Consider the following 14,614-nt stretch of genomic DNA (forward strand, 5'->3'; position numbering starts at 1 on the left):
AAGTTCCGGCATAATCAGCGCTCTGATATGCCCGGAAACTCCGACACTCTCAGAGTTCTGATCCGCGCAGCGCTACATCGTCAGTACGATCTTGCCGCGCAGGTGCCCGCGCTCGCTCTCCCGGTGCGCCGCGGCGGCCTGCGCCAGCGGGAACTCCTTCCACACCGCGACCCGCAGCTGCCCCTCGGAGTAGAGCCGGAGCAGCTCCCCGAGCCGGTCGGCCGAGCGCCGGGTGCCGATCGAGCGCAATCCGAGCCGGGCCGCTCCGCCCTGGTCGGCGATGGTGCCGATGCGGTCGCGCTTGCCGACCACCTCCAGCGACACCTCCAACGCCTCCCCGCCGGCGCCGTCCAGCGCGGCGTCGACGCCGGCCGGGGCGACCTCCTTGATCCGGTCCACCAGACCCGGGCCGTAAGCGACCGGCAGGGCGCCCAAAGACCGCAGGAACTCGTGGTTCTCCGGACTGGCTGTCGCCACGACCAAAGCGCCCCGGAGCCGCGCCAGCTGCACCGCGATGTGTCCCACTCCGCCGGCGGCGGCGTGGATCAGAACGGTGTCGCCGGCGGCGACCCCCAGGTCCTCCAGGGCGGTGTGCGCGGTCTGGCCCGAGGCGGACAGCGCGCCGGCCTCGATCCAGGGCATGATCGCCGGCTTGGCCGCGATCTGGTCGGCCTGGAACAGCACGCTCTCGGCGTACGCTCCGGCGGCCGGGCCCAGGACCTCGTCGCCGACGGCGAACCCGGCGACGCCGGGCCCGACCGCGTCGATGACGCCCGCGCCCTCGTTGCCCAGGCGCGCCGGGAAGCGCACCGGCATCCAGGCCTGCCACGCGCCGCTGCGGCTGCGGGTGTCCGCCGGCTGCACGCCGGCGGCCTTCATCCGGACCCTGACCTGCCCCGGACCCGGCTCGGGGGTCGGGACCTCGAGGAGCCGCAGCACGTCGGGATCGCCGTATTCGGTGAAGACAATGGCCTTCGACATGGTCGCCATGTTCGTGGACTCCTGTTCGTTTTCCGGTGGACGGTGCTCAGTCCGCCGTGTTCTGCGTGCCCGAATACTGCTGCCATTCGTTGGCCGACTGGCCGGGGACGGCTTTGCCGTCGGCGCCGGTTCCAGTGCCGGTTCCAGCTCCGGCTCCGGCGTTCTCGCCGTCCGCGCCGTCCCCGCCGCCCTGGCCGCCCCAGCCCGCGCCGCCGTCGCCGTCGTCTTGGCCGCCCCAGTCCTGGTTGGCCCAGTCACCCTGCTGCGCGGCCTTCATCGGCAGGGCGAATCCGAGGACGAACGCCGCGGCGAGCAGCCCGACGACCGTCCAGATCGTCTCCTGCACCGCCGAGCTGAAGCCCGCCTTGGCGGCCTTGACCGCGGTGGTGCCGACGGCCTGGCCGACCTCCGGGCCGTGCTCGGCGGAGGCCTTGCCGACCGCGGTGTTCAGGACGGCGCAGGAGGCCGGGACGGCGGCCGGGTCGCTGGCCGTGGCCCGGTCCTGCTCGCAGGTGTGCAGGTTCGCCAGGATCGTGTCCTGGTCCGCGGAGCTGACCCCGGCCACGCTCAGCTGCGTGCGCAGGGCCGGCGCGTGGCTGTCCACGGCTGAGGCGACGTGGCCGCCGAGCACCCCGAAGAACACCGTGCCGACCACCGCGATGCCGAGCGCCCCGGCGAACTGCTGCACCGCGTTCAGCGTGCCGGAGGCCGAGCCGTACTCGCCGGCCTCCACCCCGGCCAGCACGATGTCGAAGAACGGCGCCAGGAACATGCCCAGGCCGATGCCGGTGAACAGCAGCGAGGGGATCAGGTCGTAGGGGGTCAGGCCGGTCCCGGCGTAGTGGATCGTCAGGAACGTGCCGATCACCCCGGCGGTCATGCTCACCAGGCCCAGGTGCAGCATGCGCCGCCCGAGCTTGGCGGCCAGGCCCGCGCCGGCCGCGATGAACCCGACGACGCTGCCGACGGCCTGCGGCAAAGTGGTCAGACCGGCCTTCAGCGGGGAGTAGCCCAGACCGATCTGCACGAAGACGGTGAACACCAGCGAGAAGCCGACGATCGCGGTGAAGAAGGCCAGGCCGGTGAACAGGCCGCCGGTGAAGGCCCGTTTGCGGAACAGCGTGGGCACCACCAGCGGGTCGCCGCCGCGGTTGTGGATGCGGGTCTCCACCCAGCCGAAGATCCCGAAGACCACCACCGAGGCGGCGATCATCACGAAGGTCCAGGCCGGCCAGCCCAGCGAGCGGCCCTGCACCACCGGGTAGACCACGAGCAGCGCCGCGCTCGAGGCCAGCACGGTGCCGAGCAGGTCCAGTTTGATCGGGGCGCGCTCGTCGCGGTCCGACGGCAGGTACTTGATCGCGCCGACGAGCGCCACCAGGCCCAGCGGCAGGTTGATCAGGAAGATCATGCGCCAGCTGCTGCCGAACAGGTTGGCGTCGATCAGGGTGCCGGCGATCACCGGGCCGAGCACGGTGGAGAAGCCCATCGCCGGCCCGTAGGCGCCGAAGGCCTTGGCCAGCTCCTGCGGCGGGAAAACCGCCTTGATCACGCCCAGGCCCTGGGGCAGCATCACCGCGCCGAACAGGCCCTGCGCCACCCGGCAGCCGATCAGCATGCCCGGGGAGAAGGAGCTCGCGCACAGCACCGAGGCCACGGTGAAGCCGATGACGCCGACGATGAAGACCGGTTTGCGGCCGTAGATGTCGCCGAGCCGGCCGCCGGTGATCAGGCCGGCGGCCATGGCCAGCGTGTAGCCGGCACCGAGCCACTGGATCAGCGCCGGCCCGCCGCCGATGTCGGCCCGGATGGTGGGACCGGCGATGTTGGTGACCAGCGAGTCGAGCAGGTCCATCACCGAGGCCAGCAGGACGACGGCGAAGGCCGCCCAGCGCCAGCGGTAGGGGGGACCGGCCGTGGCCGGGTTGTTCCACGTCATGACTGCGACCTCGAGTCGGCTCAAGAGACGAGATGGGTGGTGCTGAGGGAAGAGCTTCGGACCGCTTCCATCGTCCCGATCACTGATCGGTTGACGATCGATGCTCTGTCAACGATTCCCATTCGACTAGCGATCGCTGTTCGTGTCAAGTAGGCTGCAGCGTGAGATCGCCCGAACGGTGTGAGGAGCGCCCAGTGACCACAAGCGACGGCGTCGACCTGCCCGCACCGCCGTGGCGCCCCGCCCGGGGCCCGCGGCGGCCCGTCCGTCAGCGCCTGCCGCTGTCCAAGGACCTGATCGTCGCCACCGCGCTGCGCATCGCGGTCGCCGAAGGCCTGGACGCCGTCACCGTGCGGCGCGTCGGCGAGGAGTTGGAGACCGGCTCGGCCAGCTTGTACACGCACATCTCCGGCAAAGACGAGCTGTTCGAGCTGGTGCTGGACGCGGCCACCGCGGACGTCACGGTCCCGGCGCCGGAGACCGGGCGCTGGATGGAGCAGGTGCACGAGGTCGCCTGGCAGATCTACCGGGTGCTCACGGCGCACAACGACGTGGCGCGGGTCTCGCTGGGGGTGATCCCCACCGGGCCGAACATGCTGCGGATCGCCGAAGGGCTGCTGGACATCATGATCAGCGGCGGGGTGCCGGTGCAGACCGCCGCGTGGACCATCGACAGGCTGCTGCTGTACATCGCTTCGGACGCGTATCAGAGTGCGCTGTTTCTGGCTCACCGGAAGCCGGAGCAGAGCATTCCGGAGTATGCGGTGCAGTTCCTGAGCGATATTCGGGAGTTCTACGCTTCGCTGCCGGCCGATCGGTTCCCCCATACGAGCGGGAATGCCGAGACGCTCACCACGGGCGGCGGGGATGAGCGGTTCGAGTACGGGTTGAGTTTGCTGTTGGACGGGTTGGCGGCTCGGTTGCCTGGGGCTTAAGGCTGGCGCCGCCGCCTTGCTTCATGCGTGGCAGGGCGGCATGCCTCCGTGGTACTCGGCCATCTCGCCGAAGATGCGGGGGACGTCCAGCGGAGTGCCTTCGGGGGCTCCGTCGAGTTCTGCGTAGACGCGCGCGAGGTTGCCGACGAGGCGTTCGGTTTCGCGGAGGTCGGCGAAGCGGCCGAGGTCGGTGGTGCGGGCCAGGGCCAACGGGTCCAGTTCGCGTTCGCGGCCGCTCTTCGCCAGGTCTTGGAGCCAGTGGAGGTATTCCTCGGCGACGTCGAACAGTTCGGGACCGCCTACCGGGCCGTGGCCGGGGACGACTGTTTCGGCGCCCAGGGCGCGGAGGCGGTCGATCGCGCGCAGGGATCCCGTGACGGAGCCCATCAGGCAGAAGGGGGTCGCGCCGCCGAGGACCACGTCGCCGACGAAGAGGATGCCGTCGTCGGGGAGGTGGACGACGGAGTCGTCGGGGGTGTGGGCCGGTCCTACGTGCAGGACTTCTATGGTGCGGGTGTCGTCGGTGCGGGTGTCGTCGTCGCCGAAGCGGTAGGCGTCGCGGTAGGTGGTGGTCGGGAGCGTGAGTTCGATGTCGCCCCAGTCGGCGCGCGGCCATACCGCCAGCAGGGCCAGGCCCAGCTCGGCCATGGCCGTGGCGGTGCGTTCGTGGGCGATGATCGTGGCTTCGGGGGCGAAGGCGGCGTTGCCGAAGGTGTGGTCGCCGTGGTGGTGGGTGTTGACGACGGCGAGGGCGGGGCCTTCTTCGGTCGTTCGCGTGGCTGCGGCTTCGGCGGCCCGGTCGACGATCTCGCGGAGGCGGCGGGAGCGGCGTTCGGTGGCCATGGTGTCGACGACGACGGTGCGGGCCGGGCCGGTGATCACGCCGGCGTTGCTCAGGCACCAGCCGCCGTCGTACTGGACGACGGCGAGGACCCCGTCACCGATCTCGGCGACCTCGGGTTCGGCGAAGCCGGTGTTCACAGCGTCTCCTCGATGCGGCAGACCGGTTCCCCGGCGGCGATGACGTCGCCCGGGACCACGGCGAGCTTGGTGATCACGCCGTCGCGGTGGGCGGGCAGCGGCTGCTCCATCTTCATCGCCTCCATGACCACGACGGTCTCGCCCGCCCGGACGGTTTGGCCCTCGATGACCCGCAGCGCGACGACCGTGCCGGTCATCGGGGCGACGAGTTCTTCGCCGGCTGCCGGGGCGATGCCGCGGGGACGGGAAATGCGGCGGGCGCGCTGGGTAGCCGGGACGGCTTCGGCGGGGGTCAGGCCGATCGGGAGGGTCATTTCCAGCCGTTTGCCGGCGACTTCGACGACGACTGTGGTGCGCTCGCCGGCGCCCACGACCTCGCCGGGGGTGCCGGCGTAGGGCGGGATCGTGTTGTCGAATTCGGTCTCGATCCAGCGGGTGTGGACGTGGAACGGGCCCTCTTCCGGCGTGAACGCCGGGTCGTCCATCACCGCGACGTGGAACGTCAGCGCGGTGGGCATCCCGTCGATCTCAAACTCGGCCAGAGCGCGGCGGGCACGCTCCACAGCCTGCTGCCGATCGCGGCCGGAGATGATCAGCTTCGCCAGCAGCGAGTCGAAGTTCTGTCCGATCTCCGCACCCTGCTCGATCCCGGAGTCCAGACGCACGCCCGGACCCGACGGCGGACGCCATGTGGTCACCACACCGGGGGCGGGCAGGAAGTTCCGACCCGGGTCCTCACCATTGATCCGGAACTCGAAGGAGTGCCCACGAACCTCCGGATCGCCGTAGCCCAGCTCCTCGCCATCAGCGATCCGGAACATCTCCCGCACCAGGTCGAGACCGGTGACTTCCTCGGTGACCGGGTGCTCCACCTGCAAACGGGTGTTCACCTCCAAGAAGGAGATGGTGCCGTCCTGACCGACCAGGAACTCGCAGGTCCCGGCCCCGACGTACCCGGCTTCCTTCAAGATCGCCTTGGACGCCCGGTACAGCTCAGCAGTCTGCTCCTCGCTCAAATACGGCGCGGGAGCCTCCTCCACCAGCTTCTGGTGCCGGCGCTGCAACGAGCAGTCACGCGTGGAGACCACGACCACGTTGCCGTGCTTGTCAGCCAGGCACTGCGTCTCCACATGCCGCGGCCGGTCCAGGTAGCGCTCCACGAAGCACTCGCCGCGACCGAAGGCACTGACCGCCTCACGCACCGCCGAGTCGAACAGCTCCGGAATCTCCTCCAGCGTGCGCGCCACCTTCAACCCACGCCCACCGCCACCGAACGCCGCCTTGATCGCCACCGGCAGCCCGTGCTCCTTGGCGAACGCCACCACCTCGTCGGACCCGCTCACCGGATCGGCCGTACCGGCCACCAGCGGCGCCCCGACACGCTGCGCGATATGCCGCGCCGAAACCTTGTCACCCAACGAACTGATCGCCGCCGCCGACGGACCGATCCACGTCAGACCGGCGTCCACCACCGCCTGCGCGAACTCGGCGTTCTCCGAAAGAAATCCATACCCGGGATGCACCGCGTCCGCCCCGGAATCAACCGCGGCCTTCACCAACTTCCCGATCACCAGATACGACTCGGCAGGCGTGGACCCGCCCAACGCCCAAGCCTCATCAGCCACCCGCACATGCAACGCGTCCCGATCCGGCTCGGCATACACCGCCACCGAACCCATACCCGCATCCCGACACGCCCGAGCCACCCGGACCGCGATCTCACCCCGATTGGCGATCAGCACCTTGCGGATACCCGGCCGCGACAACTCGCCCGCCGACCGCGGATCCCCGCCGACACCTCGCTCAGTCAGATCGCCCCGCGCCGCACGCGCCCCACCCGCGCCCCGCCTCACCGACCGGCCCCCGGCCACGGCCCGCCGCCGACCCCGGTCCACGCCGCCGCCGGCAGATGCCGTCCGCGCGCGTGGGTGATCCGCCGCCGCGAGTGCCAGTGCGGGCGGGTCGTGCGCGACACCGGCCGCACAACTGTCCGCGCGGTCGCGGCCAGGCTCAGCAGTACCGTGACCGCCGCCGCCAGTTCCTCTGGGGTGGGGTTGCCGCGCAGTACGGTGAAGTGTCCCCCGGGCATCGCTGCCTCCTTCTGGTCGCGTGGGCTGCCGGTCACATCGGCGGGTTGCCGTGTTTGCGGACGGGGTTGGGTTCGTACTTGCCGCGGAGCATGGCCAGGGCTTCGATCAGGATCGGGCGGGTGTCCGAGGGGTCGATGACGTCGTCCACGAGGCCGTGTTCGGCGGCGTAGTCGGGGTGCGTCAACTGGCGGCGGTACTCCGTCATACGTTGGGTGCGGACGGCTTCGGGGTCGGCGGCGGCTGCTATCTCGCGGCGGAAGAGGACGTCGGCTGCCGCCTGGGCGCCCATCACCGCGATCTCGTTGACCGGCCAGGCGTAGGAGAGGTCGGCGCCGATGGAGCGGGAGTCCATCACGATGTAGGCGCCGCCGTAGGCCTTGCGGAGGACCACCTGGACGCGGGGGACTGTGGCGTCGCAGTACGCGTACAGGAGCTTCGCGCCGTGGCGGATGATGCCGTCGCGTTCCTGGTCGGTGCCGGGGAGGAACCCGGGGACGTCCACCAGCGAGACGATCGGGAGGTGGAAGGCGTCGCAGAGTTGGACGAAGCGGGCCGCCTTCTGGGCGGCGGCGATGTCCAGGGCGCCGGCCAGGACCGCGGCCTGGTTGGCCAGGACGCCGACCGGGTGGCCGTCCAGCCGCGCCAGGGCGCACACCACGTTCGGCGCCCAGCTTTCGTGGACCTCCAGGTAGTCGCCGTCGTCGAAGACCTCGCCGAGGACCGCGCGCACGTCGTACACCCGGTTCAGCTCCGCGGGCACCAGGTCCAGCAGCGCCTCGCAGCGGCGGTCGGGGGTGTCCGCCGGCGGCGTCCAGGGCGGTGCGGTGTGGTTGTTGTCGGGCAGGAACGCCAGCAGCGTGCGGACCGCCTCGAAGCACTCGCGCTCGTCGTCGTGCACGAAGGCCGCCACGCCGGAGGTCCTCGCGTGGACGTCGGCGCCGCCCAGATCCTCGTGCGTGACCTGCTCGCCGGTCACCGCGCGGACCACGTCCGGGCCGGTGACGTACATCTGCCCGGCGCCGCGGACCATGAACACGAAGTCGCACAGGGCCGGGGCGTACGCCGCGCCGCCGGCGCACGGGCCCAGGACCACACTGATCTGCGGGATCACGCCGGAGCCGCGCACGTGCCGGGAGAAGATGCCGCCATAGCCGGCCAGCGCGACCACGCCCTCCTGGATGCGCGCCCCGGCGCCGTCGCACAGGGCGATCAGCGGCGCGCCGGTCGCCAGCGCCAGGTCCATCACCTTGTGGATCTTCGCGGCGTGGGCCTCGCCGAGGGAGCCGCCGAAGACCCGGAAGTCGTGCGCGTAGTAGAACACCCGGCGTCCGTCGACCGCGCCCCAGCCGGCGACCACGCCGTCGCCGTACGGGCGCTTGGCCTCCAGCCCGAAGCCCGAGGCGCGGTGTCGGCGCAGGGTCTCCACCTCGACGCAGGACCCTTCGTCGAACAGCGCCGCCAGGCGTTCCTCGACCGTGAGTTTGCCGCGGGAGTGCTGGATGCCGGGTTCGGCGCGCGCCGCCAGGATCTCGGCGCGGGTGCGGCGGTGCTCCCTGGCGCGGGCACGCATGTCCGCCGCCGCAGGGGCGGAGCCGGCGCGGGTTTGGGCCGAGGTCTGCATGCCCGAAAGCGTCGCGCCCGGCCCTGGAGACCCGCTTGAGAACGGACCGGGGCCGGGCGCGGACGCCGGTCAGGAGGCCAGGATCGCCTGGTGGACCTCGCGGACCTCGGCGCCGGGCTCCAGACCGAGTTCGTCGATCAGCACGCTGCGCAGATCCTGGTAGGCGCGCAGGGCCTCGACCCGGCGGCCGGACTGGGACAGGGCCCGCATGTACTGGGCGTGGAAGGACTCGTTGAACGGGTGCCGCCGGGTCAGCGAGACCAGCTCGCCGATGACCTGGTCGACCCGTCCGACCTGGAGGTCCGCCTCGATGCGCAGGCCCATCGCCTGCAGCCGCGCCTCCTCCAGACGGCGGGTCTCGGCCTGGAGCGCCGGGCCGGGCACGATGCCGCCGAAGGCGTTGCCGGACCACAGTTCCAGCGCGCCGCGCCACATGCGGCCGGCCTCGGCGAAGCGCCGTTGGACCATGGCCTCCCTGGCGGCGGAGCTCAGGGTGTCGAAGCGGAACAGGTCGCTGTCACCCGCCGCGCAGCTGAGACGGTAGCCGTCGGCGTGCGTGGCCAGTTGGCAGGAGGCGACTTCGCGCAGGCTCATCCCCGAAACCTGCGCGAACACCTTGCGGATGTGAAGGATGTACGTCTGCAGCGTCGTCCGCGCGCTGCGCGGCGGACGACCGTCCCAGATCTCGTTCATCAGGGCCTCGCCGGTGACGACCCGGCCGGCATTCAGTGCCAGCAACGCCAGCACGGTGCGCGGTTTGGCCCCCGCGGGCACCACTGTTTCGCCGTTGACAATGACGTCGAAGGCTCCGAGCATGCGAACACGCATTAAGGTTCTCCCCCTCCAGAACTCATAGTGCGGGCGTACTCCGGAATCCCCCGTGGCTACCGCGGGTTCACCGCTTTAACGGATGCTTAGCCCATTGGGCTTCAATTTCACAATCCGGACACACCCACCACAGCGAGTGACCATAGCAGTACTCTGCTATGGTCGCAAGCCTGCCCAAAGGGGGTGTCTGGGGCGCGAAGTGGCACGCGAGCCGGGCGTCACGCGCTATGGCCGCCACCCAGCGGTGCGCGGCGGTCCGGGGTTGCCCTGATGACTCGGAACCCTTTGTTTCGCATTTGTTTCACGCCACCTCCCTAAAGCAGTCCGCTTTTATTCCGGTATATTGCGCGAAGCCTGCGCGAGGCGTCGGCGACCCGTGGGCGGATCGGAGGAGAGCATCGCCGAGCTGTGCGAAGCAGCCGCCGACCTCATCGGGACACGACGATCATTTGGTCTCGGCTCGCGCCTGGATTGCCCCTGGCTGGCACGACCGGATTCACACCCGAAGTACCGAGCCGGCCTTCCCCACCATCCGCATAGCGTTTGTAGAGCTGTCCGGCGCCGCACTCGCCCTAAACCCGGTCCCCAAGCGCACCGCGGCGTTCGGAGCAAGCTTCCCCCCGCTCACCACGTCACTGCTCAGCAGGACGCGGCGCGCGGCCGGAAGGTCGACAGGTGTGTCCGAAGATCGTCTCGCGGCGCAGAGCCGGCGCCTCGCGATACACGGTCAGCGCCGACTCGCCGCTCCTGATCCTGCACCGCCGCCGTGACCTCACTCCAGGAGGTCCCCGGCGTCCCCGGATCAGGCTGCCCTCAGCTTCGATCAGGCCGCTGCGACGGCCCGACAGTGCAGGTCTTTCACTTGGACACCACGGCGATCTTGTCGATGTCGGGGACGTCGCCGGTGGTTCCCGTGTTGCTGAACAGGATGGTGTTGGTTCCGACCGCCAGGCTCACAGTGATGGTGCCGGTCGCGGGGGTGTCCCAGTTCGTCGTCGGCGCGCCGGTGAAGGTGGCGTTGGCGCCACCGTTGACGCTGAGCATGATCCGGAGGTTGCCGGTGTCGCCGTTGGTGTACGCGATCGTGACCTGGTAGCTGCCCGCGGTGGCCACGGTGATGTTCTTCATGGTCAGCGTGCCGGTGCCGCCGAGGTATCCGACCCGGGCTCCACCCGAACACGCCGCGCAGGTGACGACCTTCGCGCCGCCGGCCAGGACGCTGGAGGAAGCTTCCGCTTCGTAGACGGTGGAACCGCTCGCGGTGGTGACCGTCAGTGTGTACGTCGCGGTGTGACTACCTGATGCCGCGCGTCCGGTCACCGTGATCGGATACGTGCCCACCGGTGTGGAAGAGGACGTCGTCACCGTCATCGTCGAGGACGAACCCGCGGTCACCGATGCCGGGGAGAACGAGACACTCGCGCCGGCGGGCACACCGCCGGCCGTCAGAGCGACCGACTGCGCGGTACCGGACGTGACCGCGGTGCTGACTGTCGACGTCGACGAGGCGCCGGCCGCCACCGAGCCCGACGCCGGGCTCGCCGCCACCGAAAAGCCATTGGCCGGAGCGGTGACCGGGAGCGGGTCGGACAGGCCCAGCGACCACAGCGCCATGCCGTGGACCGCGTACTTCTGAGCGAGTGTGGCCCGCAGCGGCCACGACTTCGCATCGGACCACCACATGACCGTGCCGTTCTTCAGGGTGGCGGTCCACTCGCCCTGGGTGCTGTCCCAGGTCGCGGTCGACCCGTCGCCCGCCACCATCTGCCGGGCCTGCGCGTCGCTGACTTGCCTGCCGGTGCCTGTCTTCGGCCAGGTGTAGCCGTATCCTGCGACGCCGAGGTCGACCTTGGCGGCGGGGACCTGGGTGAGCAGCTGCCGCAAACATGCTTCCTGCCACGGCAGCCCGCCGATCGGGCCCACGCCGTTCCAGGTCGGGCCGTGCTCGTCGTACGCCATCAGCGCGATCCGGTCCACGGCGCCGCCCAGACCCGAGAGGTTGTAGCCGTTGGCGGTGTACTCGGCGGCGGTCTGGTATGCCGTGACGTCGATGCTGACCGTCTTGGCCGCCGGCATCGCCTGCTTCAGTGCCGTGCTGAAATCGACCAGGCCCTGGGCGTCCTGGCCGAGGATCGACTCGAAGTCGATCGTGACGCCGTCCCAGCCTTGCGAATTCACAGCGTTCACCACGGTCGTGACCACGCTGTTGATGTTGCTCGGCGAGCTCAGCAGTCTGTCCAGCGCGGCGGGGTCGAAGTCGCCGATCGAGCTGGAATAGTTGCCCACCAAGAACTCGGCTCGCAGGTTGTCCGCGTGCGCCTTGGCAAGCAGGGAGGTCGCCCCGGCGTCCGGCGCCGGAGCACTGGTACCGGCGGAGTTTATGTTGATGCCGTCGACGCCGACAGTGGCCATCGCCGCCGCACTCGCGTCAATCGCGCTGTTGGCGGTGCCCTCCTCGGCGTAGCCCGTGACGGCCAGGGTGGGTGCCGCCGTCGCGGAGTGCGCGAACAGCATCGATCCTGCGACGGCGGTGACAGCGGCGAGTGACAAGGCCACGACGCCGCTGACGCCAGTGCGGTACAGGGTGGGGGGTGATGTCATACCGGGGATGGTCCGCTGGTAAATACCACTGGTCAATAGTTGCGGCGAAGAAATCTCGGCGGAAGCCGACGCACGCCTCACAGGTGACGCATTCAGGGTAGATATTCAGTGCCCGGTCACCGGCGCCGCGAAGAAAGGATCGGCAGGCATCACCACGCCCACGGGCTCCGCCGCGGTCGACCACGCGCCGGACAGCACACGGCCCCGCCGACGGTCCTTTGACAAAGTCAGCTGCGACACGATCCGGTACCGATCTCGCCGGTAGACCGCGTGCGCGAACTCCACGACGCGACCTTGTTCGTCCTCGGTCACGCGCTCGAACAGCAGCGCCGGATCGTACTCCGGCACGCCGAGCAGCGCCGCCTCGTCGGCGTTGAGGGCCGTCGGCTCGATGGTCTGCGTCGCTGTGGCCACACCGATCCCATAACGACTCTCCAGCAGGTCATAGAACGAGTGCCGTTCCAGATCGCCAGCCGTCAGACCGGGGACCAGTTCCGCCGGGATGTGAAGTGTGTCAAGGGACATGGGCTCGGCGTCGACGAAGCGCAGGCGGCTGATGCGCAGCACACGCGCCGACGGCGCCAGCCGCAGGAACTTGCCGACCCGCGCGCCGGCCCCGGTCTCCTGGAAACCGACGGTGCGGCTGGACCAGACCCCGTCGACGCCTGCCACCGCGTGGCGCGCGGAGCCCGCGCCGACCAGGTTCTGGGCGATCTTCGGCTGTGCCACGAACATCCCCTGGCCGTGCCGGCGTATCAGCAGACCGTCCCGGACCAGGTCGTCCACGGCGGCGCGGACCGTGGGCCGCGAGACGCCGAGTTGGTCGCACAGCCGCCGCTCCGACGGGATCGCCCCTCCCGGACCGAGCGTCTCGACCAGGTCGAGCAGGTGCTCACGGATCCGCTCCCGCTTCGAGAAGCCCCCTACCGCATCGACCGCCACCCTGCCCCCGATCCCTTCCCGTCGCTCCGTGCCCGCACCTCAGCCCTGATCCTCCCTCCGCCGCGACCACTGGTCAACCACCGGGCGTCACTGGTAAAGAAGGCCGTCATCGAGATCGAAAGCCGCCGCGCCTATCTGCTGGGTGTCACCGACCACCCGACCGGCGCCTGGGCCACCCAGATGGCACGGGAGTCGGCTGGCGATCTGGAGCAGGCCGGGCACCCATCGGCGTCGAGATCCTGCTCACCACCCCGCAGGCGCCCAGGATGAACGCCTACGACCAACCCGCGGCATGAAAGCCCAGCCCAGCGCGAGTATCAGGATTTTCGACCAGGACAGGTCAGAACATTCCGTGTGGGTGGAGCACCTCGTCGGGTATCGGCTGAACCACGTCCCAGTGCTCGATGAGCATGCCACCGTCGACCCGGAAGATGTCGACGGTGGCAAGGTCGCCGTTCGGGGTGGCCACGTGGGTGTGCACTGCGACCAGGTCTCCGTCGGCAAGCAGGTGTTTGGCTGCTACGGTCGCGTCCCGCAGGTGTGCGCTGCCGGGTCCGCTCAAGAAGTCCGCGAACGCCTCGCGCCCGGACTGTGCCGAGGGGTCGTGTGCCACGCGCGGGTTGTGTGAGACGAACCCTTCACCCAGCAGTTCGGTGAAGCCGGCGATGTCGCCCGCACCGAAGCGGGAGACCGCCTCCAGGACGAGCCGCCGGTTCTCTTCGGTGGATAGCGTCGATGTCATGGCATGCCTTTCGAGTCGGTGGTCGGTAACCACTGGGTAGACGTATTCGGGTCAGTCGGCGTCACGCGTGACGCCGGAGCCTGCTGAGCCGTCTTACTGATGAGGTCTAGGAGGATGTGATGGATAGGGCGGGCGAGCTGTTCGAGAAACACCGGGCCACGCTTTCGGCAGCGGCGTACCGGATGCTCGGCAGCCGGGCAGATGCCGACGATGTCCTTCAGGAGGCATGGCTTCGCTGGAGCCGGGTGGACCACGCCTCGGTTGCGGACCCCGGTGCGTATCTGTTCCGGTTGGTGACCCGGCAGGCGATCGATGAGCTTCGCCGCATACGGGCACGCCGAGAAGTGCACGCTGCCCATGGTCTGCCGGACACGCCAGCGGCCGGACCTGGCGTCGGACTCCGACCGGTCGAAGAAGTAGAGGCGGGCCTTCTGGTGGTTCTGGAGACCCTGGCTCCGACAGAGCGCGCAGTGTTCCTGCTGCACGACGTGTTCGGCTTCTCGCACGCGGAAATCGCAGCCATCGTCGGGCGCACCGAACGAGCGGTCCAGCAGATGGCCTACCGGGCCCGGCGACATATCCGAGCGCGTCGCCCACGGTTCCGGCCTACGCCAGGCGAGCACCGGGCAACCACCGACCGCTTCCTGGCCGCAGCCGCCCTGGGCGGTGACCTGGTCGGCTACGGCAGTACCTGCGCCTCAACCTGACCAGGGCGCCCACCGGTGATACTTCCCTTGCCGAGGACCTCGCCCACTCTGGTCAGGCGGAACCGCTGCGACTCCATTCGGCCGCAAGGTCATTTTCCTTGGCGCCACCAGACCGGGCGGGGCAACTCGACTCGACTCGAGCCGTAAAGTCGTCGAAACGACCCCGTGTGATGACGGTGTGATGACGGCCGTACGAAGTCCGTATGGTGGCGGTCCGTTTTTTTGCCGCGCCACCTTCTCGCTTCCA

General features: G+C 69.8%; 12 protein-coding genes. 2 read left to right on the forward strand and 10 right to left on the reverse strand.

Translation table 11 applies throughout. The annotated features are described in order from the left end of the window. Positions 1-72: 72 nt before the first annotated feature. On the reverse strand, positions 73-990 hold the full coding sequence (locus CACI_RS32180) for an NADP-dependent oxidoreductase (RefSeq protein ID WP_015795075.1): 918 nt from the start codon (positions 988-990) through the stop codon (positions 73-75). A gap of 37 nt (positions 991-1,027) precedes the next feature. Beyond that, on the reverse strand, positions 1,028-2,920 hold the full coding sequence (locus CACI_RS32185) for an MFS transporter (protein WP_015795076.1): 1,893 nt from the start codon (positions 2,918-2,920) through the stop codon (positions 1,028-1,030). A 194-nt stretch (positions 2,921-3,114) separates the two neighbouring features. Here CACI_RS32185 and CACI_RS32190 point away from each other — a divergent pair, with 194 nt between their 5' ends. Then, a complete protein-coding gene (locus CACI_RS32190) occupies positions 3,115-3,855 on the forward strand; it encodes a TetR/AcrR family transcriptional regulator (RefSeq protein WP_015795077.1) in 741 nt (246 codons plus the stop codon). Between the two features lie 21 nt (positions 3,856-3,876). Here CACI_RS32190 and CACI_RS32195 read toward each other — a convergent pair whose 3' ends face one another. The 8 genes from CACI_RS32195 to CACI_RS46340 all read right to left on the reverse strand — a co-directional run bounded on the left by CACI_RS32195 (position 3,877) and on the right by CACI_RS46340 (position 13,660). Continuing rightward, positions 3,877-4,836 (reverse strand): MBL fold metallo-hydrolase, encoded by a 960-nt coding sequence (locus tag CACI_RS32195; protein ID WP_015795078.1) that lies wholly within the window; start codon positions 4,834-4,836, stop codon positions 3,877-3,879. Then, entirely contained in the window at positions 4,833-6,587 is a 1,755-nt protein-coding gene (locus tag CACI_RS32200) for an acetyl/propionyl/methylcrotonyl-CoA carboxylase subunit alpha (protein ID WP_041542843.1), read from the reverse strand. Before CACI_RS32200 ends, CACI_RS32195 begins: the two co-directional genes overlap by 4 nt. Positions 6,588-6,685: 98 nt before the next feature. Further along, complete coding sequence (locus tag CACI_RS32205; RefSeq protein ID WP_015795080.1) at positions 6,686-6,925, reverse strand: acyl-CoA carboxylase subunit epsilon; 240 nt, start codon at positions 6,923-6,925, stop codon at positions 6,686-6,688. A 32-nt stretch (positions 6,926-6,957) separates the two neighbouring features. Then, positions 6,958-8,547 (reverse strand): acyl-CoA carboxylase subunit beta, encoded by a 1,590-nt coding sequence (locus CACI_RS32210; protein WP_015795081.1) that lies wholly within the window; start codon positions 8,545-8,547, stop codon positions 6,958-6,960. Positions 8,548-8,616: 69 nt separating this feature from the next. Next, a complete protein-coding gene (locus CACI_RS32215) occupies positions 8,617-9,375 on the reverse strand; it encodes an AfsR/SARP family transcriptional regulator (protein WP_015795082.1) in 759 nt (252 codons plus the stop codon). A gap of 858 nt (positions 9,376-10,233) precedes the next feature. Beyond that, positions 10,234-11,976, reverse strand: coding sequence for a glycosyl hydrolase family 18 protein (locus CACI_RS46335; protein WP_015795083.1), 1,743 nt, complete (start codon positions 11,974-11,976; stop codon positions 10,234-10,236). Between the two features lie 105 nt (positions 11,977-12,081). Beyond that, entirely contained in the window at positions 12,082-12,918 is an 837-nt protein-coding gene (locus CACI_RS32225) for a GntR family transcriptional regulator (protein ID WP_015795084.1), read from the reverse strand. Positions 12,919-13,258: 340 nt separating this feature from the next. Beyond that, a complete protein-coding gene (locus tag CACI_RS46340; RefSeq protein ID WP_015795085.1) occupies positions 13,259-13,660 on the reverse strand; it encodes a nuclear transport factor 2 family protein in 402 nt (133 codons plus the stop codon). Between the two features lie 119 nt (positions 13,661-13,779). Here CACI_RS46340 and CACI_RS32235 point away from each other — a divergent pair, with 119 nt between their 5' ends. Then, a complete protein-coding gene (locus tag CACI_RS32235; RefSeq protein WP_015795086.1) occupies positions 13,780-14,367 on the forward strand; it encodes a sigma-70 family RNA polymerase sigma factor in 588 nt (195 codons plus the stop codon). Positions 14,368-14,614: the final 247 nt, after the last annotated feature.

The sequence above is a fragment of the Catenulispora acidiphila DSM 44928 genome (assembly GCF_000024025.1).
In the GTDB taxonomy this organism is placed as follows: domain Bacteria; phylum Actinomycetota; class Actinomycetes; order Streptomycetales; family Catenulisporaceae; genus Catenulispora; species Catenulispora acidiphila.